Genomic DNA, 25,165 nt, shown 5'->3' with positions numbered 1-25,165 from the left:
ACGACGGCGATCAGGCGCCCCCAGCGATCCCACCGGTACCAAGGAGACCTAGTGACCACCCCTCCCGCACTGCTCATCGCCGGTCACGCCACCCGTGACGACGGCGCCGCCGAAGCACTGCGCACGCTGGTGCGCGTGCTCGGCGAGCGCCACCCCGAAGTGCCCGTCGCCGGCGGGTTCTTCGGTGCGCCGGGCGCGCCGCTTCCGGTCGCCGAGGCCGTCGACGAGCTGGTCGCCCGGGGCGCGACGCACATCGCCGCGATACCGCTGCTGCTGGCCCCGTCCGGCCCGGTGGCCGAGCCGCTGTCCGCCGCGCTGGAGCGGGCGGCCGAACGACACCCGGGGCTGCACTACGCCTGTGGCGCCGAGTTGGGACCGCACCCCCGGCTGCTGGACGCGCTGGAGCGGCGGCTGGACGAGGCGCTGGGCGCGGGCTCCCGCCGGCCCGAGGACCGGGCCCGGACGACGGTGCTGCTGGTGGGGCGCGGCGCGACCGATCCGCACGCCAACGCCGAAGTGGCCCGGGCCGCGCGGCTGCTGTGGGAGGGGCGGGGCTTCGCGGGGGTGGAGACCGCGTTCGTGGCGCAGGCGGCGCCGGACGTGCCGGCCGGGCTGGACCGCTGCCGGGCGCTGGCCGCCGCGGCTACGGGGGTGGCCGCCCCGCAGCGGCGGATCGTGGTCGCGCCGTACTTCCTCTTCCCCGGCGCCCCGTTCGAGCGGCTGTGCATGCAGACCGAGGGCTGGGCCGCGGCGCACCCGGACGTCGAGGTCTACGGCGCGCAGGCGATCGGCACCGAGCCCGAGGTCGCCGACGTGGTCATGGAGCGCTACCGGGAGATCGTGGCGAGCGGCCCGCTGCCCGGCGGGGCCGCGAAGGGCGCCGAGAACACCAAGGACGCCGACGGCGCAGCGCGGCACGCCTCGACGGCAGCGGGCGCCGGGGACCGGTGAGCATGCCGACGACCACCGACCCGGTACGCCCGCGCCACCCCGGCCCGGCCGCCCCCGAGCACCGGCCCGACGGCCGCGGTGGCGCACCGGAGGAACCCCGCACCGCCGCCGCCCCGGCGCCTTCCGAACCCGATCTGCGGCACCACGGCGACGCCGAGGTGCGGGACGCCGACGGCGGGTTGACGGACCTGGCGGTCAACGTCCGCGCGGGCACTCCCCCAGCCTGGCTCAAGGACCGGATCGCCGCGTCGCTGGACGGCCTCGCCGCGTACCCGGACGACCGGGCGGCGCGGGCGGCGGTCGCCGAGCGGCACGGCCTGCCGGTGGAGCGGGTGTTGCTGACGTCGGGCGCCGCGGAGGCCTTCGTCCTGATCGCGCGCGCGTCGGGGGCCCGCCGGCCGGTCGTGGTGCACCCCCAGTTCACCGAGCCGGAGGCGGCGTTGCGGGACGCCGGGCACGACGTCGGGCGGGTGCTGCTCACCGAGCGGGACGGCTTCCGGCTGGATCCGGGGGCGGTGCCCGAGGACGCCGACCTCGTCATCGTCGGCAACCCCACCAACCCGACCTCCGTTCTGCACCCCGCCGCATCGCTGGCCCGGCTGGCCCGCCCCGGCCGGACGCTGGTGCTCGACGAGGCGTTCATGGACGCGGTGCCCGGTGAACGGGAGACGCTGGCGGGCCGCACGGACCTGCCGGGCCTGGTCGTGCTGCGCAGCCTGACCAAGACCTGGGGGCTGGCCGGACTCCGCATCGGCTACCTGCTGGCGGCGCCGGACACCGTGGCCACCCTCCAGCGTGCGCAGCCGCTGTGGCCGGTCTCCGCCCCCGCGCTGGCCGCGGCCGAGGCCTGTAGTGCGCCCCCGGCGCTGGCGGAGGCCGCCGCGGCGGCCGAGGAGATCGCCGCGGACCGGGCCCATCTGCTGGCCCGGCTGGGCGCGTTCGGGCAGATCCGCGCGGCCGGTCCGGCGGCGGGACCGTTCGTCCTGGTCCACCTGCCGGGGGCGCAGGGGGTGCGCACCGCACTGCGGTCCCGGGGCTTCGCGGTACGCCGTGGCGACACCTTCCCCGGCCTCGGTCCCGACTGGCTCCGCCTCGCGGTACGCGACCGCGCCACCACGGACCGCCTGGTGACGGCGCTGACCGAGGTGCTGTCCGAGAGCGTGGCCGACGGCCCGCAGCACTGACCGGCGGGCCCGGCGCCGCCTCGCCGGGGACCCCGTCGCGCCACGCGCCTCGGGCTCCCCGGCGGGGGGGGTGGGGTACACCGCACCGACCGCAGGGGTCGGGGAGGCGCACCCCGGGCCGTACCCCGCACACGGCGCCCCCACAGCACCGGCACGGGGTACGGGGCCGTCAACCGCGGGCGCCCTGCGGGGCGTCGCCGCGGCGCCGACGGGCGAGGACCAGCGCACCGGCACCCGCGGCGAGCAGCAGGGCCGCGCCGCCGGCGAGGTACGGGGTGGCCGAACTGCCGCCGGTCTCCGCGAGGTTCTGCGTGCCGGACCCGGTCCGGCTCACCTCGGTGCCGCCCCCGGCGGGCTTGCTGCCGCCGCTGCTGCCGCCCGAGGAACCGCCGGTGCTGCCGCTGGTGGCGCCGCCTGTGGCACCACCGGAGGTGCCGCCGGAGCCGCTGTGGTCGGACGGCTCACCGTGCGGCGCGGTGCAGCTCGCCCGGGCGAGGGTGACCCGGCCCTGCACGTCGGCGACGTTCAGCTTCAGCGGGTTGACCGAGACGTTCAGGTCGAGTGCGGTGGCCGCGGCGCCGGTGGACGTGGTGCTCTTCTTGGACAGGTCGAGCCGCACCTCGCCCACGCCCGGCACCTTGACGTCGGTCGTACCGCCCGCCGTGAGCGTGACCTTCTTGCCGAGGACGAGCACGCTGCCGAGCACATTGGCCTCGGCGCGGGGCCGCTTGCCGGCCTCGCACACCGCTTTGGCGGTGACCTGCTGGACCTCGATCAGGGAGAGCAGCGGCAGGCCGGGCAGGTGCACCTTGGCGTGCACGAGGTTGGCGTAGCCCTCCGTCCCGCGGCGGTCGGCGGTGGCCCGGGCGGTGGCGACATCGGCCCGCAGCAGGCTGAACGGGCGGCCCTGGTCGATGCCGTCGAGCTTGACGGTGAGCGCGGTCTTGGCCGCGGTGGCCGGGGCGTGCACGTCGTTCAGGACGGCGTTCAGCGGGACGTCGAGCGTCTTGTTGAGCAGGCCGACGTTCAGGCCGGTGCGCAGCACGACCGCGTCGGCGGTCCCGCGGGCCGGGCCGTGGCCTCCGGTGGCATGGGCGGGCGCGGCGCCGAGCAGGACGGCGGGGCCGGCCGTGAGCGCCGTGGCGACGAGGGTCGCGGCGAGGCGTCCGGGCATGCCGGAGGAGGAGGTGGAGCTGCTGGACACGTGTGTGGAACCCCCACGAGAGAAGTGGAGCCGCCGGCCGCGCCGATGGGGGACATCGCGCCGGCCGACGACCTCGACCCGCACATCGTGTCCGCACTGAGGGTGAACGAGCAGCCACGTGAGGTTAGTTCACCCCAAAGGGTGGTTTCCGTGTCCGTATTCGATTCGTGTGGCACGACACCCCCTCACGCCACAGCCGCCCCACCGCAGGGGTGAGGCGGGTTGACCGCCCCCGTTCACGGTCACCGCAGCAGGGGGCGCCCCGGGGCGACACCGTCAGCCGACGACCCGCCCCCGCAGCACCACCCGGCGTGGCGCCGCCAGGACCCGGACGTCCTCGCGCGGATCGCTCTCGTAGACCACCAGGTCGGCCGAGGCACCTTCGGTGAGGCCGGGGCGGCCGAGCCAGTCCCGGGCGCCCCAGGTGGTGGCGGAGAGCGCGGCCACGGCGGGCAGCCCGGCCCTGGTCAGCTCGACGACCTCGTCGGCGACCAGGCCGTGGGCGAGGGAGCCACCGGCGTCGGTCCCGGCGAAGACGGGCACGCCGGCGTCGTAGGCGGCCCGGACGGTGTCGTAGCGGCGGGCGTGCAGACGCCGCATGTGGTCCGCCCAGCGGGGGTACTTCGCCGCGCCGCCGGCCGCGAGCTCCGGGAAGGTGGCGATGTTGACGAGGGTGGGGACGATGGCCACGCCGCGCTCGGCGAACAGCGGGATGGTGTCCTCGGTCAGTCCGGTGGCGTGCTCGATGCAGTCGATACCGGCCTCGACGAGCGGGGCGAGGGAGTCCTCGGCGAAGCAGTGGGCGGTGACCCGGGCGCCGAGCCGGTGCGCCTCGGCGATGGCGGCCTCCACCGCGCCGCGCGGCCAGCAGGCGGACAGGTCGCCCGTGGAGCGGTCGATCCAGTCGCCGACGAGCTTGACCCAGCCGTCGCCGCGGCGGGCCTCCCGGGCGACGTAGGCGACCAGGTCCTCGGGCTCGATCTCATGGGCGTAGTTGCGGATGTAGCGCTTGGTGCGGGCGATGTGGCGACCGGCGCGGATGATCCGCGGGAGATCCTCCCGGTCGTCGACCCAGCGGGTGTCGGACGGGGATCCGGCGTCGCGGATCAGCAGGGTGCCGGCGTCACGGTCGGTGAGCGCCTGCTTCTCGCTGGTCGGGTCGTCCACCGGGCCGTGGGCGTCCAGGCCGACGTGGCAGTGGGCGTCGACCAGGCCGGGCAGCACCCAGCCCTGCACGGTGGTGGCATCGCGTGCCATGGTCGGCCGGTCGTAGGTGACCCGGCCGTCGACGACCCACAGCTCGTCGCGCACGTCGTCCGGCCCGACGAGGACCCTCCCCTTGAGGTGCAGCACCGCACCTTCACTCATGGACGTCATACAGGCACTTTAGGGGGGCGCGACCCGGGCGGTGGGGGCGGTGGCCGCCGGGCGAGGGCAGGGGCGCCGGGCACACCCGCGCCAGGCATCGCACCAGGCGTCGCGCGAGGCTCGCCGGCGCGAATTCGCGCACTGTTCCAACAAAACCCACCGCATGTTCTCACGGATCGCGTCGCAGGTCTTGTCAGGCGCGTGCCCCACAGGTTTCCATGAGTCCGGTCAGACCTTCTGCAGGCGAATTTCCCTATTCTCGGAAGCGCAGCTTCCCGTATTCTTCTGCCCGCTTTTACGGAGCTCAAACGCCAAGATTTCGCTAGTGCCGAATCTCGTAATTCGGACGCATCTCGCGGGCGTTACGGAGCTGTGACCGACTACACAGGGTGCCCGTTTTGCCCCAAATCTACCGGTCAAATCGGGACGAAATTTGGACCCATCGCGTACCCGGGCGCGCCCGCGCGATAACACATCCCGCACGCTCGCGTAACCCCTGCCCGCGATGCAATTTCCTTTTCCCCTGGGTAAATTTAATTTCTATGACCGCCGCACAAGCAGACCATGCAAGTGCCCGCAGCGATATCAGAGAATTGCCGGAGGGCTTCAAGCTCGACACCCCACGAGTGGCCGACGGTGCCGCAATCTGGCGCATCGCCCGCGACTCGAAGGCACTGGACCTCAACTCGTCGTACAGCTACCTGCTGTGGTGTCGCGACTTCGCCGCCACCTCCGTCGTCGCCCGCGACGCGGCGGGGGAGCCGGCCGCGTTCGTCACCGGCTACGTCCGTCCCGAGCACCCGGAGACCCTCGTCGTCTGGCAGGTCGCCGTCGACGACGCGCACCGCGGCAAGGGACTGGCGGCCGCGCTCCTGGACGGGCTGACCACCCGCGTCGCGGACGAGCTGGGCATACGTTTCGTCGAAACCACCGTCACCCCCGACAACACGCCGTCCAACCGGCTGTTCGCGTCCTTCGCCGAGCGGCACTCGGTGCCGGTCAGGCGTGAGGTGCTCTTCGACGCGGGGCTGTTCCCCGAGCAGGGCCACGAGCCGGAGGTGCTGCACCTCATCGGCCCGTTCGCACCAGCGGCCCCCGGGCAGTAGCTCCCCCGAGCCACCGCGGCGACGACGCCGCAACGGCCGTGCGACCGGCCAGGCTCCGCCCGCCACCCGCCCGTGAGCCCGCCGGCACGGCCCGCCCCGACAGAACCTCCCCATCCCCCGCACTCATCTCCCAGGAGCATGCTGTGACCATCACCCAGCCCGATCTGAGCGTCTTCGAGACCGTTGAGTCGGAGGTGCGCAGCTACTGCCGTGGCTGGCCCACCGTCTTCGACCGCGCACAGGGCAGCCGCATGATCGACGAGGACGGGCACGTCTACCTCGACTTCTTCGCCGGTGCCGGCTCGCTCAACTACGGCCACAACAACCCGGTGCTCAAACGCGCCCTGATCGACTACATCGAACGGGACGGCGTCACCCACGGTCTGGACATGTCCACCACGGCCAAGCGGGCGTTCCTGGAGTCGTTCCAGAACATCATCCTGCGGCCGCGCGACCTGCCCTACAAGGTCATGTTCCCGGGTCCGACGGGCGCCAACTCCGTCGAGGCGGCGCTGAAGCTGGCCCGCAAGGTCAAGGGCCGCGAGTCGATCGTGTCCTTCACCAACGCCTTCCACGGCATGTCGCTGGGCGCGCTCGCGGTCACCGGCAACTCCATGAAGCGGGCCGGCGCCGGCATCCCGCTGGTGCACGGCACCCCGATGCCGTTCGACAACTACCTGGACGGGCAGGTGCCCGACTTCCTGTGGTTCGAGCGGCTGCTGGAGGACCAGGGCTCCGGCCTCAACAAGCCGGCGGCCGTGATCGTGGAGACCGTGCAGGGCGAGGGCGGCATCAACGTGGCGCGCGCCGAGTGGCTGCGGGCGCTCGCCGCCCTGTGCGAGCGCCAGGACCTGCTGCTGATCGTCGACGACATCCAGATGGGCTGCGGCCGTACGGGTGCCTTCTTCTCCTTCGAGGAGGCGGGCATCGTGCCGGACATCGTCACCGTCTCGAAGTCCATCAGCGGCTACGGCCTGCCGCTCGCGCTCACCCTGTTCAAGCCGGAGCTGGACATCTGGGAGCCGGGCGAGCACAACGGCACGTTCCGCGGCAACAACCCGGCGTTCGTCACCGCCGCCGCGGCGCTGGACACCTACTGGGCCGACGGCCAGATGGAGAAGCAGACCCTCGCCCGCGGTGAGATCGTCGAAGCGCACCTGAAGGCCATCGTCCAGGAGCACCCGGGCACCTTCGCCGAGTACCGCGGTCGCGGTCTGGTGTGGGGTCTGGAGTGCAACGACAAGCCCCTCGCCGACAAGATCGCGAAGCGCGCCTTCGAGCTGGGTCTGCTGATCGAGACCTCCGGCCCGGAGAGCGAGGTCGTCAAGCTGCTCCCGGCCCTGACGACCACCCCCGAGGAGCTGGACGAGGGCCTTCGCGTCCTCGGCCGCGCGGTCCGCGACTGCGCCTGAGCACGGCAGAGCTCCCCGACCGTTTCACAGAAAGGCACCACTCACCGTGATCGTCCGATCCTTCCAGGACATCGAAGGCACCGACCGCCACGTCAGGGCCAAGTCCGGCACGTGGGAGAGCAAGCGCATCGTGCTCGCCAAGGAGCGCGTCGGCTTCTCGCTGCACGAGACCGTGCTGTACGCCGGTACGGAGACCTCGATGTGGTACGCGAACCACATCGAGGCGGTGGTCTGCGTCGAGGGCGAGGCCGAGCTGACCAACGACGAGACCGGCGAGAAGCACACCATCACGCCCGGCGTGATGTACCTGCTCGACGGGCACGAGAAGCACACCATGCGGATCAAGAAGGACTTCCGCTGCCTGTGCGTCTTCAACCCGCCGGTCACCGGCCGTGAGGACCACGACGAGAACGGGGTGTACCCGCTGCTGACCGAGCCGGACACGGAGCCCGAGCCGGTCTGAAGTCCCCCTGCCCCGTCCGGCAGCCGAGGAGGGCACGCACCGCGTGCGTACGCCGGAATCCGTACGAGAGGAGAGGAAGGCACCACCATGACCACCGCACCCGAGCGCACCGCCGACCTGTACCCGACCCGAGGCACCGAAGAGGTGCTGCTCGACCGCAAGGACCCGGTGGTGTGGTCCGAGCCGGGGGCAGCGGGGCCGATCACGGCCGACGACCTGGCGGGGTTCGAACGGGACGGGTTCCTCGCGATCGACCAGCTGATCACCCCGGACGAGGTGGTGGGCTACCGCGCCGAGCTGGAGCGGCTGATCAACGATCCCGCGATGCGGCAGAACGAGCGCGCCATCGTGGAGTCGCGCTCCCAGGAGATCCGCTCGATCTTCGAGGTGCACAAGATCAGCGAGGTGTTCGCCCGGCTGGCGGCCGATCCGCGGGTGGTCGGGCGGGCCCGGCAGATCCTGGGGTCGGAGGTGTACGTCCACCAGTCGCGGATCAACGTGAAGCCGGGCTTCGGTGCGACCGGCTTCTACTGGCACTCGGACTTCGAGACCTGGCACGCGGAGGACGGTCTGCCGAACATGCGCACCGTGTCGGTGTCGATCGCGCTCACCAAGAACCACGACACCAACGGCGGGCTCATGATCATGCCGGGGTCGCACAGGACGTTCCTGGGCTGCGCGGGTGCCACGCCCAAGGACAACTACAAGAAGTCGCTTCAGATGCAGGACGCGGGCACGCCGTCGGACGAGGCGCTCACCAAGCTGGCGTCGGAGTACGGCATCCGGCTCTTCACGGGTGAGGCCGGTTCGGCGACCTGGTTCGACTGCAACGCGATGCACGGCTCGGGCGACAACATCACGCCGTACCCGCGCAGCAACGTCTTCCTGGTCTTCAACAGCGTGGAGAACGCGGCGGTGGAGCCGTTCGCGGCTCCGGTCCGGCGGCCGGAGTTCATCGGAGCCAGGGACTTCACGCCGGTGACGTAGCAGACGTACGGGCATCGACGTAGCAGACGTACAGGCATAGGGGTACCGGCGGCGCGGCCGCCGCACGGCAGGGACCGTGCGGCGGCCGCGCCCCGTCGTGCGCGGGGGCGGTCAGTCGTCCAGGGCCGGGTAGTCGAGGTAGCCGGTGTCGTCGCCTCCGTAGAAGCTCGCGCGGTCGGGGGTGTTGAACGGGCCGCCGGCCGCCAGCCGCCGGGGCAGGTCGGGGTTGGCGAGGAACAGCGCACCGTACGCCAGCAGATCGGCCGCGCCCTCCTCGACGAGCGCCAGCTCCTCGGGGCCGGTGGGCCGGCCGTCGGTGGCCGGGTTGAGGACGAAGGTGCCGCCGAAGCGCTTGCGCAGCCCGGCCAGCAGCTCCTGGTCCCGGACGTCGCAGGTGTGCAGATAAGCCAGGCCCAGCGGGGCGACGGCCTCGACCAGGGCGGTGTAGGTGGCTTCCGGTGCCGGCTCGGAGATGTCGTTGAAGGGGTTGCCGGGTGAGATGCGCAGGCCCGTGCGGTGGGCGCCGATCGCGTCGGCGACGGCCCTGACGACCTCGATGGCGAAGCGGGCCCGCGCCGCGTCGGAGCCGCCCCACTCGTCGGTGCGCAGATTGGTGTTGGGCGCCAGGAACTGGTGGATCAGATAGCCGTTGGCGCCGTGGATCTCCACTCCGTCGAACCCGGCGTCCAGGGCGTTCCGGGCCGCGGCGGCGAACTGGGCGATGGTCTCGGCTATCTCCGCGCCGGTCAGCTCGCGCGGGGTGACGAAGTCCGTCGGACCCTCCTGGGTGAAGCCCTGCCCGGCCGCGGCGACCGGGGAGGGCGCGACGGGCACCAGGCCGTCGGGCAGCAGCACCGGGTGGCCGATCCGACCGCCGTGCCACAGCTGCGCGAAGATCCTGCCGCCGGCGGCGTGCACGGAGTCGGTGACCGCGCGCCACCCGGCGGTCTGCTCCGGGGTGTGCAGACCGGGGGTGAGCGGGTAACCACGGCCGACGACGGCGGTCTGGGTGGCTTCGGCGATGATGAGCCCGGCCGAGGCCCGCTGGGTGTAGTAGCGGACCATGGACGGGGTGGGGACGCCGTCGGCGGTGGCGCGGTTGCGGGTCATCGGCGCCATCACGATGCGGTTGGCGAGGGGGATGCCGGCGAGGTCGACGGGGTCGAATGCGGTGGTCACTGAGGGCCTCTCAACTGCTGCTCGGGACAGGGTCGTTACCCGTTGATCATCGGCCTCAACACCACCGGCCGGCCCGCCTATTCCCACCCGACCCGCGCAGCTTGTCCCCCACCCGACCCACCCGGTTGTCCCCCGGGACCGCCTACGTCAGCAGTCCCAGCAGCCGGTCCACGTCGTCGGTGGAGTTGTAGAGGTGGAAGGCCGCGCGGAGCAGGCCGCCGCGGACCGAGATCCGTACGCCCGCCTCGGCGAGCCGGGGTTCGGCACCGGTGAGCCCCGGGGTGGAGACGATCGCCGAACCCGGCGCGGGCCGGGGGTCGAGGCCCCGGTCGGCCAGTGCCTCGCGGTAGTACGCGGCGAGCGCGGTGTTGTGGTCGTGGATGGCGGCCACGCCCAGCTCCTCGATGAGGGCGAGGGACTGCTCGGCGCCGACGTACGAGAAGAAGGCGTGCGGTTCGTCGAAGCGCCGGGCGGTGGCGGCCGGGGTGATCAGGCCGTAGTTGGAGTCGCCGCGGTCCTCGCCGGCCACCCAGCCGGCGTGCAGCGGGGCCGGCCGGTCCGGCCCGTCCGTCCGCTCCCCGCCGAACGCCAGGAAGGTCGTCCCACGCGGGCACAGCAGCCACTTGAAGGCGCCGCTGACGAGGTAGTCGAAGTCGGTGGCGCGCAGCGGCAGCCAGCCGGCGGCCTGTGTGGCGTCGACGAAGGTGCGCGCCCCGTGGGCCCGGGCGGCCTCCCGTACCGCGGTCAGGTCGGCGATCCGGCCGTCCAGCGACTGTACGGCGCTGAAGGCGACCAGCGCGGTGCCGGGGCGCACCGCGTCGGCGAGCGCCTCCAGGGGGACGGTGCGCAGGGTGATGCCGGGGTGGGTGCCGAGGGGGTTGATCAGGGAGCTGAAATCGCCTTCGGGGGCGAGGACTTCGGCGCCCGGCGGGAGCGAGGCGGCGATCAGGGCGGACTGTACGGCGACCGAGCTGCCGATGGCGACGCGCTCGGCGGGGATGTCCATCAGGCGGGCGAAGGCGGCCCGGGAGGCGGTGGCGGCCGCGAAGTAGTCGCGGCCCATGGTGCCGTGGGAGGTGGATTCGTCGACGGCCGCGCGCAGCGCGTCGGCGCTGCGGCGGGGGAGGAGTCCGCTGGAGGCGGAGTTCAGGTACGTCGTCTCGGGCGCGAATTCGGCCCCGCCGAGTGGCTCATGTCGCTGCATGATCCCACTGTGCTCGGCGGGGCCGGCCACGTCCACGGTCCCGCGGCCGCGCTCAGGCCCGGGGGACCGCGCAGCCGTCGTCCCCGCAGGTCTCCGCGTCGCCGGCGGCCAGGACCCAGGCCGCGCCGTCGGCGTGCGCGCGCTCCAGGGCCTGGCGGAAGACCTCGGCGGGCTGGCCGCCGGAGATGCCGTAGCGGCGGTCGATGACGAAGAACGGCACTCCGGTGGCGCCGAGCTCGGCGGCCGCGCGCTCATCGGCGCGGACGTCCTGGGCGTGGGCGTCGGGGTCGGCGAGGACCCGGGCGGCCTCGGCGGCGGGCAGTCCGGCGGCCACGGCGATCTCGGTCAGCACGGCGGGGTCGCCGAGCGGGCGGGCCTCGGCGAAGTTGGCGCGGTAGAGGGCGTCGAGCAGGGCGTCCTGGACACCGTGGGCCCGTGCGGCGTGCAGCAGGCGGTGCAGGTCGAAGGTGTTGCCGTGGACGCGGTCGGAGCGGTACGCAAGCCCCTCCCCCGCGGCCGCCTCGGCGACCCGGGCCTCCATGGCCTCGGCCTGGGCGCGGCTCACGCCGTACTTCGCGGCGAGCATGTCGAGCACCGGGACGTCCGTGGGGGCGGGCGCCGAGGGGTCCAGCTCGAAGGAGCGGTGCACCACCTCGACGGTGTCGCGGTGCGCGAACGCGGCGAGCCCGGCCTCGAAGCGGGCCTTGCCGATGTAGCACCAGGGGCAGGCGATGTCGGACCAGATTTCGACGCGCATGAGCTGACTTTCCTCATCGGGGACGTGTTTCGGGTCCAACGTCGTGGGGTGGCGGACTATTCCGCGGGTACCGTCCGGGCATGACCTCGCCACAGGGATTCCTCGACTTCTGGGAGACGACCGGGTCCGCCAAGACGTTCACCCATCCGCTCGACCGGGCGCTGCTGGACGCCCATGTGCCGCGGTCCGCGCGGGTGCTGGACTACGGCTGCGGCTACGGGCGGCTCACCGCCGAGCTGGTCGGGCTGGGGTACCGGGAGGTGCGCGGGGTGGACGTCTCGGCGGCGCTGATCGCGCGCGGCCGGCAGGAGCATCCGGAGCTGGACCTGATGCGGTGCCCCGGGCATCCGCTGCCCTTCGAGGCGGGCACGTTCGACGCGGCGCTGTTGTTCGCGGTGCTCACCTGCGTGCCCGGGGACGCCGAGCAGTCGACGATCGTGGCGGAGCTGGGGCGGCTGGTGCGGCCCGGCGGGGTGCTGTACCTGAGTGACGTGCCGTTGCAGGGCGACGCGCTGAACCAGGAGCGGTATGCGCGGTTCGCGGAGTGGTACGGGACGTTCGGGGTGTTCGCGACCCCCGACGGCGGGGTGTTCCGGCACCACGCGCCGGAGCGGCTGCGGGGGCTGGTACGGGCGGCGGGCTTCTCGGTGGTGGCGGAGCGGACCGGTTCGGTGGCGACGCTGGACGGGCGGACGGCCGAGCGGCTCCAGCTCATCGCCCGGCGGGAGCCGACCGGCCGGCCGGTCGCAGCTCCAGCGCCAGGGTGAGGTGGGTGGCGTCCGGGGCGGGGCGGCGGTCGGGGTCGGGGCGCCAGCCGAGGCGGCCGTAGAAGGTGCGGGCGCGGTGGTTGTGCCAGCGGACGTCGAGGACGGCGCGGGCGAAGCCGGCGGTGCGCCAGGCGCGCAGGCAGGCGATGTGCAGGGCGTGGCCGACTCCGGTGCCCCAGTGGGCCGGGTCGACATGGAGCTGATGGAGCGTCACGGTGGGGCGGGGGCGGTCGGTGCGCGGGCGGTCCCCCCGCGCCGTCGAGGCGTGCGGGAGGTAGGCGGCGACGCCGACGACGGCGCCGTGCCGGACGGCGCAGAGGGTGGGCGTGTCCGCGCGACCCAGGACGCGGTCCCAGGCGGCGTGCCGGCGGGCGTGTTCGGCGGGGGCGTCGAAGGGCGCGTCGGGGTGGCGGGCGCGGTGGTGGGCGGCGTGGGCGGCGGCGTGCAGGGCGGCGATGGCCGTCAGGTCGGCGCGGCCGGCGGCACGGATGCGGACGCCGGCCGAGGCGGCGGCCCCGTCTGACGCGCGGATGGCTACGCCTCCTCGGGACGGCCGTCGATGCGGCGGGGCAGCCCCAGCGGGTTGTCCTCGCGCAGCTCGGGCGGCAGCAGTGCGGGCGGGGCGTCCTGGTAGACGACCGGGCGCAGCCAGCGTTCGACGGCGGTGCCGCCGACGGAGGTGGCGGTGGAGGTGGTGGCCGGGTAGGGGCCGCCGTGGTGCTGGGCGGGGGCGACGGCGACGCCGGTCGGCCAGCCGTTGACGACGACGCGGCCGGCGAGCGGGGTGACCTCGGCGAGCAGCCGGGCGCCGCGGCCCCCGTCGTCGGCGCCGGCGCCCTCGGCCTCGCCAAGCTGGAGGGTCGCGGTGAGGTTGCCGGGGAGCCGGGCGAGCACGGCGCCGATCTCGGTCTCGTCGGCGTAGCGGACGAGGACGGTGACCGGGCCGAAGCACTCCTGGAGGAGGAGGTCGTGCGGTCCGTCGGCGGCCAGGCGGGCGGCGGGGACGGTGAGGAATCCGGGGCTGACGGTGTGCTCCCCGCCGGCGCCCGGGGTCACCGGGGCCTCGACGTCCGGGAGCGCGGCGCGGGTGCGGACACCGTCGAGGAACGCGTCGCGCATCCGGTCGTCGAGCAGCACCCCGGACTCGGTGTCGCTGACCGCGGCGGTCAGCGACGTCAGCAGCCGGTCGCCGCCCTCGCCCCGGGGCACCAGGACCAGGCCGGGCTTGACGCAGAACTGGCCGACACCGAGCGTCATGGAGGCGGCCAGCCCGGCGCCGATCTGCTCGGCGCGCTCCTCCGCCGCGGCCTCGGTGATCACGACCGGGTTGAGGCTGCCCAACTCGCCGTGGAAGGGGATCGGGTGCGGGCGGGCCGCGGCCTCGTCGTGCAGGGCGCGGCCGCCGCGCACCGAGCCGGTGAAGCCGGCCGCGGCGATCAGCGGATGGCGGATCAGGTCGATACCGGCCTGGAAGCCGTGCACCAGGTTCAGCAGGCCCGCCGGCAGGCCGGTGTCGCTGGCGGCGCGGCGCAGCAGCGCGGCGCACAGCTCGGAGGTGGCCGGGTGGTCCGGGTGGGCCTTGACGACGACCGGGCAACCGGCGGCGAGGGCGCTGGCGGTGTCGCCGCCGGGGACGGAGAAGGCGAGCGGGAAGTTGCTGGCGGAGTAGACCGCGACCGGGCCCAGCGGGATCCTGTAGCGGCGCAGGTCGGGGCGCGGCGGGGTGAGGCCGGGGTCGGGGCGGTCGATGCGGACGTCGAGGAACCCGCCCTGGTCGACCAGGTCCGCGAAGGTCCGCAGCTGGTAGGTGGTGCGGCCGAGTTCGCCGGTGAGCCGGCCGGGGCCGAGCGCGGTCTCGGCGTCGGCGGCCTCGATGACCGTGGCGCCGGCCTCGTCGAGGAGGTCGGCGGCGCGGCGCAGCAGGGCGGCGCGGGCGCCGCGGTCGGCGAGCGCGCCACGGGCGGCGTGCGCGGCCCGGACCGCGGTGTCCACCTCGTCGGCTGTGGCCTCCACCGCAACCTGTTCCCGCCGCTTCCCGGTGCGGGGGTCGACACTCCAGACTGGTGCTGCTGCCACCGTGCATTCCTCCCGGGCGATGCCGTGCCGAGTGGTTCCGGGCCCGATCGGTCTTGCCGCCCACTGGACGGCGTTCGATATGCTGAACGATGTCCCGGACCATGAACATCTGGGACTCTATGGCTGTCCGAACAGAGGGGTCAAGGGCGATGTCAGCTGCCGATACCGGTGGATCGCAGGTCAAGTCCGCGGTGCGGACGGTGGAGTTGCTCGAATACTTCGCCTCACGCCCCGGAATGCACTCCCTTGCCTCCGTCCAGGAAGCCGTCGGCTACCCCAAGTCCAGCCTCTACATGCTGCTGCGCACCCTGGTCGACCTGGGCTGGGTCGAGACCGACGCGACCGGCACCCGCTACGGCATCGGCGTCCGCGCGCTGCTGGTGGGCACCTCGTACATCGACGGCGACGAGGTGGTGGCCGCGGCCCGGGCGACGCTGGACCGGCTCTCCGACGACACCACCGAGACCATCCACCTCGCCCGGCTGGACGGCACCAACGTCGTCTACCTGGCCACCCGTCAGTCGCAGCACTACCTGCGCCCCTTCACCCGGGTCGGCCGGCGGCTGCCCGCGCACTCCACCTCGCTGGGCAAGGCGCTGCTGGCGACGTACACCGACGACCAGGTGCGGGCGATGCTGCCGCCGACCCTCGCGGAGCTGACCGAGCACACCCTCACCGACCGCGAGAAGCTGATCGAGGAGCTGCACGCGGTGCGCGAGCAGGGCTATGCGGTCGACCGCGAGGAGAACACCCTGGGCCTGCGCTGCTTCGGCGTCGCGATCCCCTACCGCACCCCCGCCCGGGACGCGATCAGCTGCTCGGTGCCGGTGGCCCGGCTGACCCCGGACCACGAGCAGATGATCAAGGACATGCTGTTCGACGCCCGCGACCGGCTGACGCTGGCCACCCGGCGGCTCTGACCCCACGACCGGCGGCGCCTCCCCCACACGGCGGAGGCGGCTCGTCGCTGCGGCCGAGGCGGCCGGGCCGCACCTCCGGGAGCCTTTCGGCTATGAGTCCACCGACCGGCCACGCCACCGTCGAGCCTGACCTACGCTGTGCAGATGATCGCGGGGATACGCGTGGAGATGCCGGCCTTCCCCGTGGCCCCGAACGGGCCACGGGCAGTGCCCCCATCCGGTGCCCACCGCTTCGCCGAACGCGGGGCCGCGCCGTGCCCCTGACCGGCCGGCGGCGGGCGTGGCTCCGGCTGGCCGGCGGCCGATGGGCCCATCTCATCCTGGGCGGCGCCCTGTTGATGCCGTTCTACCTGCTGACCGCGGTCGCCGTGCCGCTGCTCGTGGACGGCGCCGACCCGATGCGCGAGGTGCCCTGGCAGTTCGTCACCTTCGGCTGCGCACTGCCGCTGGCCGCGCTGGCCGGGCTGGTGTTCCCGCTGCTGCGGCCGCTGGAGGCGGCGGCGGTCCGGTCGCTGTGCGGGGTGCCGGCCGCCCGGCTGGCGGACGGACCGGCCCTCACCTGGGCGGCCCGGTGGCGCAGCGCGCTGTGGTTCGTGGCGCATCTGCTGGCCGGCGGGATCGTCAGCGGGATGACGCTGTCCGCGCCGCCGGCCGCGGTGGTGCTGATCCTGCTGCCGGTGTCGCGCCCGTTGCAGCACTCCGGGCTGCCCTGGACGGGGGCCCTGCCCAGCGTGTTCGGCCCGCTCGCCGGGCTGGTGCTGCTGGCCGTGCTCCTGGGCACCGCCTGGGCGGCGGGGGCGCTGCTGGCCCGCTGCGCCCCGGTGCTGCTGGGGCCCACGCCCGCCGACCGGCTGACCGCGGCCGAGCACCGGGCCGCGGACCTGGCGGCCCGCAACCGGCTGGCCCGCGAACTGCACGACGCGGTGGGGCACGCGCTGAGCGCGGTCACCCTTCAGGCCGCCGCGGCCCGCCGGGTCCTGGACGCGGACCCGGAGTTCGCCCGGCAGGCCCTGGCCGCCATCGAGGACACCACCCGCGAGGCGGTCGCCGAACTGGACACCGTGCTGGGCCTGTTGCGCGAGGAGGACGGCGGCGATCCGACGGCGCCGGCGCCGACCCTGGACGACCTGGACACGCTGCTGCACCGGACCCGTGCGACGGGCATGGCGGTGGCCGCAACGGTCGAGGGGCGGTGTACGGGGCTGCCGCCGGTGGTGTCGCGGGAGGCGTACCGGATCGTCCAGGAGGGCCTGAGCAATGCGCTGCGGCACGCCGGCCCGGTGCCGGTACGGCTCCGTCTGCGCCGGGACGAGCGGGAGTTGACGCTCCTGCTGGAGAACCCGTCGCCCGGCACGAAGACCGCCTCCGCCTCCCCGTCCGCCGTCCGGTCAGCCTGTTCGGGCGGCGGCCGGGGGCTGCGCGGGATCGCCGAACGGGCCCGGCTGCTGGGCGGCGAGGCGACGGCCGGTGCCGGCGACGGCGACGGCGTCTGGCGGCTGACCGCCCGGCTGCCGTTGGCCCCGGCACCGCGCGAGGAGCACGACGACGGGTTCCGGGCGGACCGCACCACGAACGAGGGGAACGGGGCATGACCACGATGCAGGACGACGGCCCGCACCAGGCCGGCGGCGACGGCGTCCGCCCACTGCGGATCGTCCTCGCCGACGACGAGCGGATGGTGCGTACCGCGCTGCGCGCGATCCTGGGCGCGGAGGCCGACATGGAGGTGGTCGGCGAGGCGGCGACCGGCGCGGAGGCGGTGCCGGTGATCCGCGAACTGCGCCCGGACGTGGTGCTGATGGACGTGCGGATGCCGGAGATCGACGGGATCCGCGCGACCGAGCAGGTGCTCGCCGGGATGGACCGGCCGCCGCGCATCATCGTCGTCACCACCTTCGAGAACGACGCCTATGTGTACGACGCGCTGCGGGCCGGTGCCAGCGGGTTCCTGCTCAAACGGTCCGGGGCGGAGGACCTGGTCCAGGCCGTGCGGCTGGTGGCGCGCAGCGACTCGTTGCTGTTCCCGGCGGCGGTGCGCCGGCTGGCCGCCCACCACGCGGGGCAGCGGGCCGCGCAGGACACGGTGCGGGCGCTGCGGGCCCGGCTGTCCGAGCGGGAGCAGGCGGTGCTGCGGCTGATGACGGCCGGGATGACGAACGCGGAGATCGCGGACCGGCTGGGGGTGGGGCCGGCCACCGTGAAGACCCATGTGGCGGGGGTGCTGGCCAAGCTCGGGGTGCGGGACCGGACCCAGGCGGTGATCGCCGCGTACGAGTGCGGGTTCGTCCGGCCGGGGTGAGCCCGCCCGGTCCGGACGGGCACGCCCAGGTCCGCCCCGGTACCCGCCCGGACCACTCCGTCACCCGAACACACCACGTCAGCGGGCCCGGCCAGGCCCCGTCGGCGTATCTGGGACTCAGGAGGCGCGGAACCCCACCCCCTTCCGTGGCGCGACGGTGTGTCACGCCCGCGCCTCGTGGAGGTCCTTGAGATGCGCTCCACCCGACTGCTCACCGGCGCCGTGCTGTCCGCCTGCGCCCTCGGCCTGACGTCCGGCACGGCGTACGCCGGTGACGTCGGTGCGGTCGGGGCCTCGCCCGACCCGGCGCGGCCCGGCAGCACGGTGTCGCTGTCCACCGCGGACTGCGGGAACGGCCGCTCCGCCCGGGTCGACGCCAGCGCGCTGGGCGGCGGCACCCTCGTCCTGACCCGCGGTTCCGGCCGGGGCCGGCTGGCCGCCCGGCTGGCGATCAGGGCCGATGTCCGGCCGGGCACCTACGGCGTGGGCGGCGCCTGCGAGGGCGGCGCGGAGATCATCGGCACGGTCCATGTCGGCTCGGGCGACGGTGGCGGCGACCGGCGCGACCGGCAGCGCGCCCGCGCCGCGCTGCCGCCGCTGGGCAGGCTGACGGCCGCCGCCGGCAGCGCCGCGGCGAGCGAGAGCGCCCCCACCACCGAGATCGCCGCCGGCACCGGCGCGCTGCTGGCCGCGGTGGCCGGCGGCATCGGGTTCCTCCGCCGCCGGCGCGCGGCCGGCCGGACCTGAGGCCGGGCCCGGCCGCCCGACGCCGCCGTCACCCCGGCTCGCGCAGCGCCTTCGCCACCGCGGCCAGGTCCGCGTCGCTCGCCAACCCCGCGTGGTAGAGCCGCAGTTCGTCGGCGCCCAGACCGGCGGCGTGGGCGGCGTCGGCGGCCAGGGTGTGCGGGCTGCCGCCCATGCCGGAGACCACGGTGAGGTTCGCGGCGACGGTCTTCACCGCGGCGGGGGACGCGGCGGAACGGTCGGCGAACGGGGCGAGGACGTCCGTGCGGACGGCGGCACCGCCGGTGCACGGCAGGACCACGCCGTCCGCGTACGTCAGCACCTCGACCGGGTCCACCCCGACGTTGGCGCCGCAGCGGTGCGCCGCCGGATCGGCGTGCAGCAGCACCCGGAAGCCGTCCGCCGCGGCGTCCCGTACGGCGCGCACCGCGGCGCGCTGAAGCGTACGGGCGGCCCGGTCCCGCCAGGTGCGCAGCACCCCGGCCGGCTCCACGCCGAGCAGCGCCTCGACGGCCGCCCACTCCCCCGCCCTCCCCCGAGGACCTCCGACGGGCTCCGGCCCCGGCGCGGCCCCGGGCGCCGGCCCGACGCCACCGGTCGTCCACAGCGGTTCCAGGGCGCGCACCACGGCGCTACGCAACTCCGGTGCGGGGATGCCCAGTTCACCGTAGCCCTCGGCGCACACCGTGCAGAAGCACACCGACATCAGGTACTGGGCCGCGCCCGACAGCGGCACTCCGGCGATCTTGTCGTGGGCGTGCAGATGGGCCAGCCCGTACCAGCCGCAGGACTCCAGCTCGGTCCCCCGGGCACCGGGTCGCACCGCGGCCTCGGCGGCGAGGTCGACGAGGTAGTCGCGCACCTCTGGGCGGGCGATGCACGGCGCCCACGGGTACCGGTCGCCGTAGGCGTTGTGGACCACGGTGGACGGATGCTCGGCGCCGAGGCGGGAGTTGTGCGCCAGGACGACCCAGGTGTGCACCTCCAGCCCGGCGTCGGTCAGCGCCCGTGCCGCCGCGCCGAAGGGGTCGGGTCCGGCCACCCAGTCCTGGGGGTGGGGCCTGAGGTCCCGGCCGGCCCAGCGGGCGGCGTCCGGCGGGTAGAGGACGGCGGCGTGCCGGGCGGTGACGATGCGGTGGTGAGGGTGGCGCGGGGTGAGGGCTCGGGCGGAGTGGTAGGCGGAGGCCAGGGTGATCTGCTGGACGCCGAGGGCGGCGAGGCGTCCGGCGGCGTGCGGGTCGCCGACCACGTCCCAGGGGTAGAGGAAGGCAGCGGTGCGCATCAGGCGCCCGCCCCCGGCCCGGCCGCCACCAGGGCCAGGCCGTGGTCGATCAGCTCGGCCAGCTCCTCAAGGTGGGCGGGCGCCGGTTCGGCGAGGGGTGGCCGGACCTCCCCGACGTCCAGGCCGCGCAGCCGTACGCCCGCCTTGACCAGCGACACGGCGTAGCCGCGGCCCCGGTTGCGCAGTTCGACCAGCGGGCGGTAGAAGCCGTCGAGCAGGCGGTCCACGGTCGCGCGATCGCTCGCGGTCAGGGCGTGGTGGAAGGCGAGGGCGATCTCGGGGGCGAAGGCGAAGACCGCGGAGGAGTACAGGCGGACACCCATGCCCAGGTAGGCGGGGCCGGTGAGCTCGGCGGTGGGCAGGCCGTTGAAGTACAGGAAGTCCGCGTCGGGGGCGTCGGTGCGGACCGCGCTGATGATCCGTTGCAGCAGGTCGAGGTCGCCCAGGCCGTCCTTGAGGCCGATGATGCCGGGCGTCCTGGCGAGGGCGGCGACGGTGGCGGGGGTGAAGACGGCGTTGTCGCGCTGGTAGACGATGACGGGGAGCGCGCTGGCGGCGGCGAGTTCGGCGTAGTGCCGCAGCAGCCCTTCCTGGTCCGCGACGACGAGGTAGGGCGGCATGGCGAGCAGCCCGTCGGCGCCGGCCTCCCGGGCGAGGCGGGCGAAGTGGACGGCGAGGGCGGTGCCGTAGCCGGTGCCGGCGACGACCGGGACGCGGCCGCCGGCCTCCTCGACGGCCGCGGCGACGCAGTCGGCGAACTCCCGGGGCGCGAGGGCGTGGAACTCGCCGGTGCCGCAGCAGGCGAAGACCGCCGCCGCGCCCGCGTCGACACCGGCCCGCACATGGGCGCGGAAGGCCGCCAGGTCCAGGGCGCCGTCGGGTGCGTACGCGGTCACGGGGAAGAACAGCAGTCCGTCGAGGCGGTCGGCGAGCTGCGGGGACCACCCAGCAGGAGCTGGGGGAGGGTGTGCGGTCACGGGCTCTCCCTGGAATGCTCGTGCATGTTTCTGATCGGCATCCATATCTCTGAACGTCAGCACGCTAGAGCAGTCACCCGCACCGGTCAAGGGCACACAACTGCCGTGACACAAGCGGATTTACCCGGTCCGTCAAGTGTCTTGACCGGCTCCGAGCCGGCTCCCTAGCGTGATCGCGCAACGCCGTCATGTCCACGCATATGAATGGCGTTCGGCATATCGTTCATGAACCGACCGTCCTTGCGGCTGCCGTGCCGCCGCGCCGCCCTGCGACCCGCACCGCAGCCCGCCCCCGTCCACCGTGACGCCCAGCCGAAGGAGTACCCACCCATGACCGCCCCCCGCACCGTTCTGCTCACCGGCGCCGCCGGCGGGCTCGGCACCCTGATGCGCGCACTGCTGCCGCCCTACGGGTACCGGCTGCGCCTCTTCGACCAGCGGCCCGTCGAGGGCGAACCGGACGCGATCACCGCCGAGTTGGCCGACGAGGAGGCGCTGCGCGAGGCGGTCCGCGGGGTCGACGCGATCGTCCACCTCGCCGGCATCTCCCTGGAGGCCCCGTTCGAGAAGGTCCTGCGCGCCAACATCGAGGGCACCTACCGGCTCTACGAGGCGGCGCGAGAGGCGGGCGTCCGCCGGGTCGTCTTCGCCTCCTCCAACCACGCGGTCGGCTTCACCCCGCGCCCCGCGGACGGCTCCGGCGCCATCCCGGTCGACACCCCCCGCCGCCCGGACACCTACTACGGCCTGTCCAAGGGGTTCGGCGAGGACCTCGCCTCGCTCTACTGGGACCTGCACGGCATCGAGACCGTCTCCGTCCGCATCGGCTCCTGCTACCCGGAGCCGACGACGGTGCGGATGCTGTCGATCTGGCTGAGTCCCGCCGACTGCGCCCGCCTGCTGCACGCCGCGCTCACCGCACCCGACGTCGGCCACACCGTCGTCTACGGCTCCTCCGCCAACACCCGCCTGTGGTGGGACCTGTCGACCGCCCGCGCCCTCGGCTACGCACCCCAGGACGACTCCGAGCCGTACGCCGCACGGCTCATCGCCGCGCAGGGCGAACTGGACCCCGGCAACCCCGAACACGCCCACCTCGGCGGCGCCTTCTGCACCGACCCGCCGCAGTGGCCGCACTGACCGCCCGCCGACGAGTGGCCCGCACCACGCCGCGGAACCCGCGCGGCCCGGGCGGCGTCCTGGTGTGTGTACCAACCCTCCGCGCAGGAACGAGGAACGCATCATGGGCATCGTCAGCTGGCTCGTACTGGGCCTGATCGCGGGCGTCGTCGCCAAGGTCCTGCTGCCCGGACGGGACCCGGGCGGACTGGTCGGCACGACCCTGATCGGCATCGTGGGGTCCTTCATCGGCGGCTGGCTCTCCACCAAGTTCCTGCACCGCCCGATACCCAAGGACTTCGGCGAGCCGTCCATGTGGATCGCGTCCATCGCCGGCGCGCTGGTCCTGCTCATCGGCTACCGGCTGCTCTTCGGCAACTCCCGCGAACGGTGAGGCCCCGGCCGGGCGGCCATCCGGCCGCAGGTAATGGAACCGCAAAGGCGAGCCGATCGTTGGTCCGGTCATGACCGCTATGACTCCTGGCTCGAACCTCCCGCTCACCGCCGCGCGGGTGGCGGTGGACGTCACCGCCCCCGTGCGGCTCGACGTGTCGGGCCTGCTGCTCGCCGCCGACGGCAAGGTCCGCTCCGACGACGACTTCGTGTTCTACAACCAGCCCGACGGACCGGGCGTGACGCACTCCGCGGCGACCGGCCGAGCGGCCGGTGGCGACACCATCACGGTGGACACCGCCGCGGTGCCCGACGGCATCGAGAAGATCGTGGTCACCGCGAGCCTGGACGCGCCCGGCTCCACCTTCGCCGGTACGGAGCCGACCGGCACGGTCCGCAACGCCGACGACGGCAGCGTCATCGCCTCGTTCACCCCGCCGCGACTGGGCCCGGAGACCGCCCTGGTGGTCGTCGAGATCTACCGCCGCGCCGGCGCCTGGAAGGTCCGCGCCGTCGGCCAGGGCTACGCCGACGGACTGGCGGGGATCGCCACCGACTTCGGCGTCAGCGTGGAGGAACCGGCCGCGCCGGCCTCCCCCAAGGACCTTCGACAGGCTCCGGTCCAGGGGGGACCCCCGTCCCCGCCCGCTCCCCCGGCCCCGGCCGCACCGCCCGCTCCCCCGGCTCCCCAAGGGACGCCCACCGCACCGCCGGCCCCCGCCGATCAGTGGGCCCCACCGACCGGTGCCCCGGCCCCGGTCGCCCCGCCGACCGCGGCAGCCGCCCCCGCGCCGGCCCCCGGCACCGGCACCGGCACCGGCACCGGCACCGGCAAGGTCAACCTCGACAAGGGCCGGGTCAACCTCCAGAAGAACCAGACGGTCTCCCTGGTCAAGGGCGGCCGCCCGCTGCTCGGTTCGGTCCGGATGGGCCTGGGCTGGGAGCCCGCCTTCCGCGGCCGGAACATCGACCTGGACGCCTCGGTCATCGCCTACGGCCCGGACCGCAAGAAGGTCGACAACTGCTTCTTCGGCAAGCTGATGATCCTCGGCGGCGCCGTCCAGCACTCCGGCGACAACCTCACCGGCGACGGCGCCGGCGACGACGAGACGATCACCGTCCACCTCGGTGGCGTCCCCCCGGAGGTCACCGGCCTGGTCTTCGTGGTGAACTCCTTCTCCGGCCAGAAGTTCTCCGAGGTCGCCAAGGCCTACTGCCGCCTGGTCGACGCCCAGACCGGCGAGGAACTGGTCCGCTTCGACCTCACCCACGCCGAGCCCCGTACGGGCGTGATGATGGCGAAGCTCATCCGCCAGTTCTCCGGCGAGTGGGAGATGACCGCGATGGGCGAGTTCGTCGACGCCCGCACGGTCCGGGGAATGGTCAAGCCGGGCGGCCAGGCGCTGTAGGAATCAGCAGGTCAGGGCACCTTTGGCGCCCGATTCGACCAATGGGCGGGTGGGTGGCTGCCTGAGAGGGAGAGCGGCACTCGCCCGGCCCATCGTGGAGATTCGCGCGTCTCTGCGCATCTCCGTGCAACGAACCGCCATGATCATCCCCCACTTCCTCTCCCACTCGGTTCCCATGAAAGCCGGCCCCGGGCCACCCACTTGGGAGGTGGGATGGCGACCCGGGGCCGGCGCTTGAGGCCCTCGTGCATGTATACAAGTGGGCCCTGCCGTTCCTCCCCTGGCGATCCAAACGGAAACAAGATCGCCAAGGGGCTGTGATGGAGGCTGCGCACCGTCGCGTCGCAGCCGACCTCATCCGTCGCCGCCTCTCTCCTCCTGGCGGGGGCGGGCAGTTCAGGCGCCGTCCTTCTTTCCTACCACCCAGACGACACCGATCACGACCAGCATGATCGTCGAGGACGTGATGATCCAGGCCATCGCCGCCTTGCTGGTCCTCGTCGTCGGGTCCTCGACCCACCGGTAGTAATCCCGGGTGATCTGGCCGCGCACCGGGGCGAGCATGAGAGGGAACATGACCATGGTCGCCGCGTACAGGTAGAGCGTGTCGGCCCACGCGTAGCTCTCGGCGAGGCCGCGTGCGCCGACGCAGACGGCCCCGATGACCGGAAACCAGAACTGTTTCTTGCGGTACTTCGGTATCTGGATGATCCACTGCATGGCGGCCAGGTTGACGAGGGTGGCACCTGCCGCGATCAGAATCCAGACGCTGGTGGACAGCGACAAAAACAAGCAGGTTCCCTTCCGGGCCGGAACCACATGTCACTTTCCGAGCCACGAAGATCTTGGCCCCACATCGGGCGCTAACAGGCAGGCCCGCAAGCCTGATCCGCGGGCCAGCATAAGGGGCCTTGATCACTTGCGACCAGTCATCGGCGGAGTCGACCATCTGAAGCCGTAGCCGTTTCGTGACCCCGGAGGGAGGCGTTCGGGGCTACGTCCGGGAGATCGCAGAGAGTACGTCGATGCCAGTGATGCCATCGCGTCGCGCGCAGTCGCGGCTGGTGGCATACGAGGCGACGCCCCGCTCCCAACAAAGGCGTCGGACGTGTCGGTAGGTGATGAGGCAGGTGGTGACGAGCTTGTGGCAGCGGGCGAACGGGCGCCAAGGAGATGAACTCACGGGGCGTCACGGCCGCTGTGGTCGGGCGAAGTAACTGCTTGCCCAGGAAGAAAGTTGACGTCGACCCACGTCCAGGCCGGGCGTGAAATGGCTGGTGCGCGGATGTCGAAGGCGGTTACCTTGTCGCTTATGCATATCTCCGATCCGCACTGACAGGTCGCCTGTCCGCTCCCGCGCCGAC

25 protein-coding genes are annotated in these 25,165 nt (G+C 73.7%); 15 read left to right on the top strand and 10 right to left on the bottom strand.

Annotated features, from left to right (window positions below):
- The first annotated feature begins 51 nt into the window (after positions 1–51).
- Together AB0C96_RS13155 and cobC are read left to right on the top strand one after the other, a co-directional pair.
- Positions 52–951: a sirohydrochlorin chelatase gene (locus tag AB0C96_RS13155; RefSeq protein WP_362916694.1), complete on the top strand. Its 900-nt coding sequence runs from the start codon at positions 52–54 to the stop codon at positions 949–951.
- Positions 952–953: 2 nt separating this feature from the next.
- Entirely contained in the window at positions 954–2,135 is a 1,182-nt protein-coding gene (cobC, locus tag AB0C96_RS13150) for an Rv2231c family pyridoxal phosphate-dependent protein CobC (protein WP_362916692.1), read from the top strand.
- Positions 2,136–2,304: 169 nt separating this feature from the next.
- Here the strand turns inward: cobC and AB0C96_RS13145 are convergent, their stop codons facing one another.
- Together AB0C96_RS13145 and AB0C96_RS13140 are read right to left on the bottom strand one after the other, a co-directional pair.
- On the bottom strand, positions 2,305–3,309 hold the full coding sequence (locus AB0C96_RS13145; RefSeq protein ID WP_362916845.1) for an SCO1860 family LAETG-anchored protein: 1,005 nt from the start codon (positions 3,307–3,309) through the stop codon (positions 2,305–2,307).
- A 306-nt stretch (positions 3,310–3,615) separates the two neighbouring features.
- Positions 3,616–4,707 (bottom strand): amidohydrolase family protein, encoded by a 1,092-nt coding sequence (locus tag AB0C96_RS13140; RefSeq protein WP_362916843.1) that lies wholly within the window; start codon positions 4,705–4,707, stop codon positions 3,616–3,618.
- Between the two features lie 542 nt (positions 4,708–5,249).
- Between AB0C96_RS13140 and ectA the strand changes: the two genes are divergently transcribed.
- From ectA to thpD, 4 genes are all read left to right on the top strand, one after another.
- Positions 5,250–5,813 carry a diaminobutyrate acetyltransferase gene (ectA, locus tag AB0C96_RS13135; protein ID WP_362916690.1) on the top strand — a complete coding sequence of 188 codons (564 nt, stop codon included), beginning with the start codon at positions 5,250–5,252 and terminating at the stop codon, positions 5,811–5,813.
- A 143-nt stretch (positions 5,814–5,956) separates the two neighbouring features.
- Positions 5,957–7,225, top strand: a complete 1,269-nt coding sequence (gene ectB, locus AB0C96_RS13130) for a diaminobutyrate--2-oxoglutarate transaminase (protein ID WP_362916688.1) — start codon at positions 5,957–5,959, stop codon at positions 7,223–7,225.
- 46 nt (positions 7,226–7,271) lie between these two features.
- Positions 7,272–7,688 carry an ectoine synthase gene (locus AB0C96_RS13125; RefSeq protein WP_362916686.1) on the top strand — a complete coding sequence of 139 codons (417 nt, stop codon included), beginning with the start codon at positions 7,272–7,274 and terminating at the stop codon, positions 7,686–7,688.
- Between the two features lie 87 nt (positions 7,689–7,775).
- Complete coding sequence (thpD, locus tag AB0C96_RS13120; protein ID WP_362916685.1) at positions 7,776–8,675, top strand: ectoine hydroxylase; 900 nt, start codon at positions 7,776–7,778, stop codon at positions 8,673–8,675.
- Positions 8,676–8,786: 111 nt separating this feature from the next.
- Here thpD and AB0C96_RS13115 read toward each other — a convergent pair whose 3' ends face one another.
- The 3 genes from AB0C96_RS13115 to AB0C96_RS13105 all read right to left on the bottom strand — a co-directional run bounded on the left by AB0C96_RS13115 (position 8,787) and on the right by AB0C96_RS13105 (position 11,815).
- Positions 8,787–9,854: an alkene reductase gene (locus AB0C96_RS13115; protein ID WP_362916683.1), complete on the bottom strand. Its 1,068-nt coding sequence runs from the start codon at positions 9,852–9,854 to the stop codon at positions 8,787–8,789.
- A 142-nt stretch (positions 9,855–9,996) separates the two neighbouring features.
- Entirely contained in the window at positions 9,997–11,058 is a 1,062-nt protein-coding gene (locus AB0C96_RS13110; protein ID WP_362916681.1) for an aminotransferase class V-fold PLP-dependent enzyme, read from the bottom strand.
- A 52-nt stretch (positions 11,059–11,110) separates the two neighbouring features.
- Positions 11,111–11,815 (bottom strand): DsbA family oxidoreductase, encoded by a 705-nt coding sequence (locus AB0C96_RS13105; RefSeq protein ID WP_362916679.1) that lies wholly within the window; start codon positions 11,813–11,815, stop codon positions 11,111–11,113.
- Positions 11,816–11,895: 80 nt separating this feature from the next.
- Between AB0C96_RS13105 and AB0C96_RS13100 the strand changes: the two genes are divergently transcribed.
- The gene (locus AB0C96_RS13100) at positions 11,896–12,582 is read left to right on the top strand and encodes a class I SAM-dependent methyltransferase (protein ID WP_362916677.1); all 687 of its coding nucleotides are present in this window, start codon (positions 11,896–11,898) and stop codon (positions 12,580–12,582) included.
- Here AB0C96_RS13100 and AB0C96_RS13095 read toward each other — a convergent pair.
- Positions 12,527–12,925, bottom strand: a complete 399-nt coding sequence (locus AB0C96_RS13095) for a GNAT family N-acetyltransferase (RefSeq protein WP_362916841.1) — start codon at positions 12,923–12,925, stop codon at positions 12,527–12,529. The two genes, AB0C96_RS13100 and AB0C96_RS13095, sit on opposite strands and share 56 nt — an antisense overlap.
- Between AB0C96_RS13095 and AB0C96_RS13090 the strand changes: the two genes are divergently transcribed.
- On the top strand, positions 12,848–13,105 hold the full coding sequence (locus AB0C96_RS13090; RefSeq protein WP_362916849.1) for a hypothetical protein: 258 nt from the start codon (positions 12,848–12,850) through the stop codon (positions 13,103–13,105). The genes AB0C96_RS13095 and AB0C96_RS13090 overlap by 78 nt on opposite strands.
- A gap of 11 nt (positions 13,106–13,116) precedes the next feature.
- On the opposite strand, the gene AB0C96_RS13085 is transcribed toward AB0C96_RS13090, so the two are convergent.
- Positions 13,117–14,658 (bottom strand): aldehyde dehydrogenase (NADP(+)), encoded by a 1,542-nt coding sequence (locus AB0C96_RS13085; RefSeq protein WP_362916675.1) that lies wholly within the window; start codon positions 14,656–14,658, stop codon positions 13,117–13,119.
- Positions 14,659–14,807: 149 nt separating this feature from the next.
- Here AB0C96_RS13085 and AB0C96_RS13080 point away from each other — a divergent pair, with 149 nt between their 5' ends.
- The 4 genes from AB0C96_RS13080 (at position 14,808) to AB0C96_RS13065 (ending at position 18,624) form a co-directional block, all read left to right on the top strand.
- Entirely contained in the window at positions 14,808–15,578 is a 771-nt protein-coding gene (locus tag AB0C96_RS13080; protein ID WP_362916673.1) for an IclR family transcriptional regulator, read from the top strand.
- 338 nt (positions 15,579–15,916) lie between these two features.
- Positions 15,917–17,170: a histidine kinase gene (locus tag AB0C96_RS13075; protein ID WP_362916839.1), complete on the top strand. Its 1,254-nt coding sequence runs from the start codon at positions 15,917–15,919 to the stop codon at positions 17,168–17,170.
- Positions 17,167–17,877, top strand: coding sequence for a response regulator transcription factor (locus AB0C96_RS13070; RefSeq protein ID WP_362916671.1), 711 nt, complete (start codon positions 17,167–17,169; stop codon positions 17,875–17,877). The genes AB0C96_RS13075 and AB0C96_RS13070 overlap by 4 nt, the downstream gene beginning before the upstream one ends.
- A gap of 192 nt (positions 17,878–18,069) precedes the next feature.
- Entirely contained in the window at positions 18,070–18,624 is a 555-nt protein-coding gene (locus AB0C96_RS13065) for a hypothetical protein (protein ID WP_362916669.1), read from the top strand.
- 28 nt (positions 18,625–18,652) lie between these two features.
- Here AB0C96_RS13065 and AB0C96_RS13060 read toward each other — a convergent pair whose 3' ends face one another.
- Both AB0C96_RS13060 and AB0C96_RS13055 read right to left on the bottom strand, forming a co-directional pair.
- Positions 18,653–19,903, bottom strand: coding sequence for a hypothetical protein (locus AB0C96_RS13060; protein ID WP_362916667.1), 1,251 nt, complete (start codon positions 19,901–19,903; stop codon positions 18,653–18,655).
- Positions 19,903–20,880 (bottom strand): 5-dehydro-4-deoxyglucarate dehydratase, encoded by a 978-nt coding sequence (locus AB0C96_RS13055; RefSeq protein ID WP_362916665.1) that lies wholly within the window; start codon positions 20,878–20,880, stop codon positions 19,903–19,905. Before AB0C96_RS13055 ends, AB0C96_RS13060 begins: the two co-directional genes overlap by 1 nt.
- 330 nt (positions 20,881–21,210) lie before the next feature.
- Between AB0C96_RS13055 and AB0C96_RS13050 the strand changes: the two genes are divergently transcribed.
- The 3 genes from AB0C96_RS13050 (at position 21,211) to AB0C96_RS13040 (ending at position 23,801) form a co-directional block, all read left to right on the top strand.
- Entirely contained in the window at positions 21,211–22,020 is an 810-nt protein-coding gene (locus AB0C96_RS13050; RefSeq protein WP_362916663.1) for an NAD(P)-dependent oxidoreductase, read from the top strand.
- Positions 22,021–22,123: 103 nt separating this feature from the next.
- On the top strand, positions 22,124–22,393 hold the full coding sequence (locus tag AB0C96_RS13045) for a GlsB/YeaQ/YmgE family stress response membrane protein (RefSeq protein ID WP_362916661.1): 270 nt from the start codon (positions 22,124–22,126) through the stop codon (positions 22,391–22,393).
- Between the two features lie 79 nt (positions 22,394–22,472).
- Positions 22,473–23,801, top strand: coding sequence for a TerD family protein (locus tag AB0C96_RS13040; RefSeq protein ID WP_362916837.1), 1,329 nt, complete (start codon positions 22,473–22,475; stop codon positions 23,799–23,801).
- A 396-nt stretch (positions 23,802–24,197) separates the two neighbouring features.
- On the opposite strand, the gene AB0C96_RS13035 is transcribed toward AB0C96_RS13040, so the two are convergent.
- Complete coding sequence (locus AB0C96_RS13035; protein WP_362916659.1) at positions 24,198–24,587, bottom strand: hypothetical protein; 390 nt, start codon at positions 24,585–24,587, stop codon at positions 24,198–24,200.
- Positions 24,588–25,165 lie beyond the last annotated feature (578 nt).

It is taken from the genome of Streptomyces sp. NPDC048506 (assembly GCF_040651315.1).
In the GTDB taxonomy this organism is placed as follows: Bacteria; Actinomycetota; Actinomycetes; order Streptomycetales; family Streptomycetaceae; genus Streptomyces.
Note: the sequence above shows the minus strand (reverse complement) of the source record. Positions and strands in the feature narration are given on the sequence as shown.

What these genes read in the sequence shown, in the direction of transcription:
- ectA (WP_362916690.1), top strand. Translation starts at nt 5,250, where the DNA reads ATGACCGCCGCACAAGCAGACCATGCAAGTGCCCGCAGCGATATCAGA.
- AB0C96_RS13060 (WP_362916667.1), bottom strand. Translation starts at nt 19,903, where the DNA reads ATGCGCACCGCTGCCTTCCTCTACCCCTGGGACGTGGTCGGCGACCCG.
- AB0C96_RS13065 (WP_362916669.1), top strand. Translation starts at nt 18,070, where the DNA reads ATGCGCTCCACCCGACTGCTCACCGGCGCCGTGCTGTCCGCCTGCGCC.
- AB0C96_RS13100 (WP_362916677.1), top strand. Translation starts at nt 11,896, where the DNA reads ATGACCTCGCCACAGGGATTCCTCGACTTCTGGGAGACGACCGGGTCC.
- cobC (WP_362916692.1), top strand. Translation starts at nt 954, where the DNA reads ATGCCGACGACCACCGACCCGGTACGCCCGCGCCACCCCGGCCCGGCC.
- AB0C96_RS13140 (WP_362916843.1), bottom strand. Translation starts at nt 4,707, where the DNA reads ATGAGTGAAGGTGCGGTGCTGCACCTCAAGGGGAGGGTCCTCGTCGGG.
- AB0C96_RS13050 (WP_362916663.1), top strand. Translation starts at nt 21,211, where the DNA reads ATGACCGCCCCCCGCACCGTTCTGCTCACCGGCGCCGCCGGCGGGCTC.
- AB0C96_RS13070 (WP_362916671.1), top strand. Translation starts at nt 17,167, where the DNA reads ATGACCACGATGCAGGACGACGGCCCGCACCAGGCCGGCGGCGACGGC.
- AB0C96_RS13145 (WP_362916845.1), bottom strand. Translation starts at nt 3,309, where the DNA reads ATGCCCGGACGCCTCGCCGCGACCCTCGTCGCCACGGCGCTCACGGCC.
- thpD (WP_362916685.1), top strand. Translation starts at nt 7,776, where the DNA reads ATGACCACCGCACCCGAGCGCACCGCCGACCTGTACCCGACCCGAGGC.
- AB0C96_RS13105 (WP_362916679.1), bottom strand. Translation starts at nt 11,815, where the DNA reads ATGCGCGTCGAAATCTGGTCCGACATCGCCTGCCCCTGGTGCTACATC.
- AB0C96_RS13040 (WP_362916837.1), top strand. Translation starts at nt 22,473, where the DNA reads ATGACTCCTGGCTCGAACCTCCCGCTCACCGCCGCGCGGGTGGCGGTG.
- AB0C96_RS13045 (WP_362916661.1), top strand. Translation starts at nt 22,124, where the DNA reads ATGGGCATCGTCAGCTGGCTCGTACTGGGCCTGATCGCGGGCGTCGTC.
- AB0C96_RS13080 (WP_362916673.1), top strand. Translation starts at nt 14,808, where the DNA reads ATGTCAGCTGCCGATACCGGTGGATCGCAGGTCAAGTCCGCGGTGCGG.
- AB0C96_RS13075 (WP_362916839.1), top strand. Translation starts at nt 15,917, where the DNA reads ATGCCGTTCTACCTGCTGACCGCGGTCGCCGTGCCGCTGCTCGTGGAC.
- AB0C96_RS13110 (WP_362916681.1), bottom strand. Translation starts at nt 11,058, where the DNA reads ATGCAGCGACATGAGCCACTCGGCGGGGCCGAATTCGCGCCCGAGACG.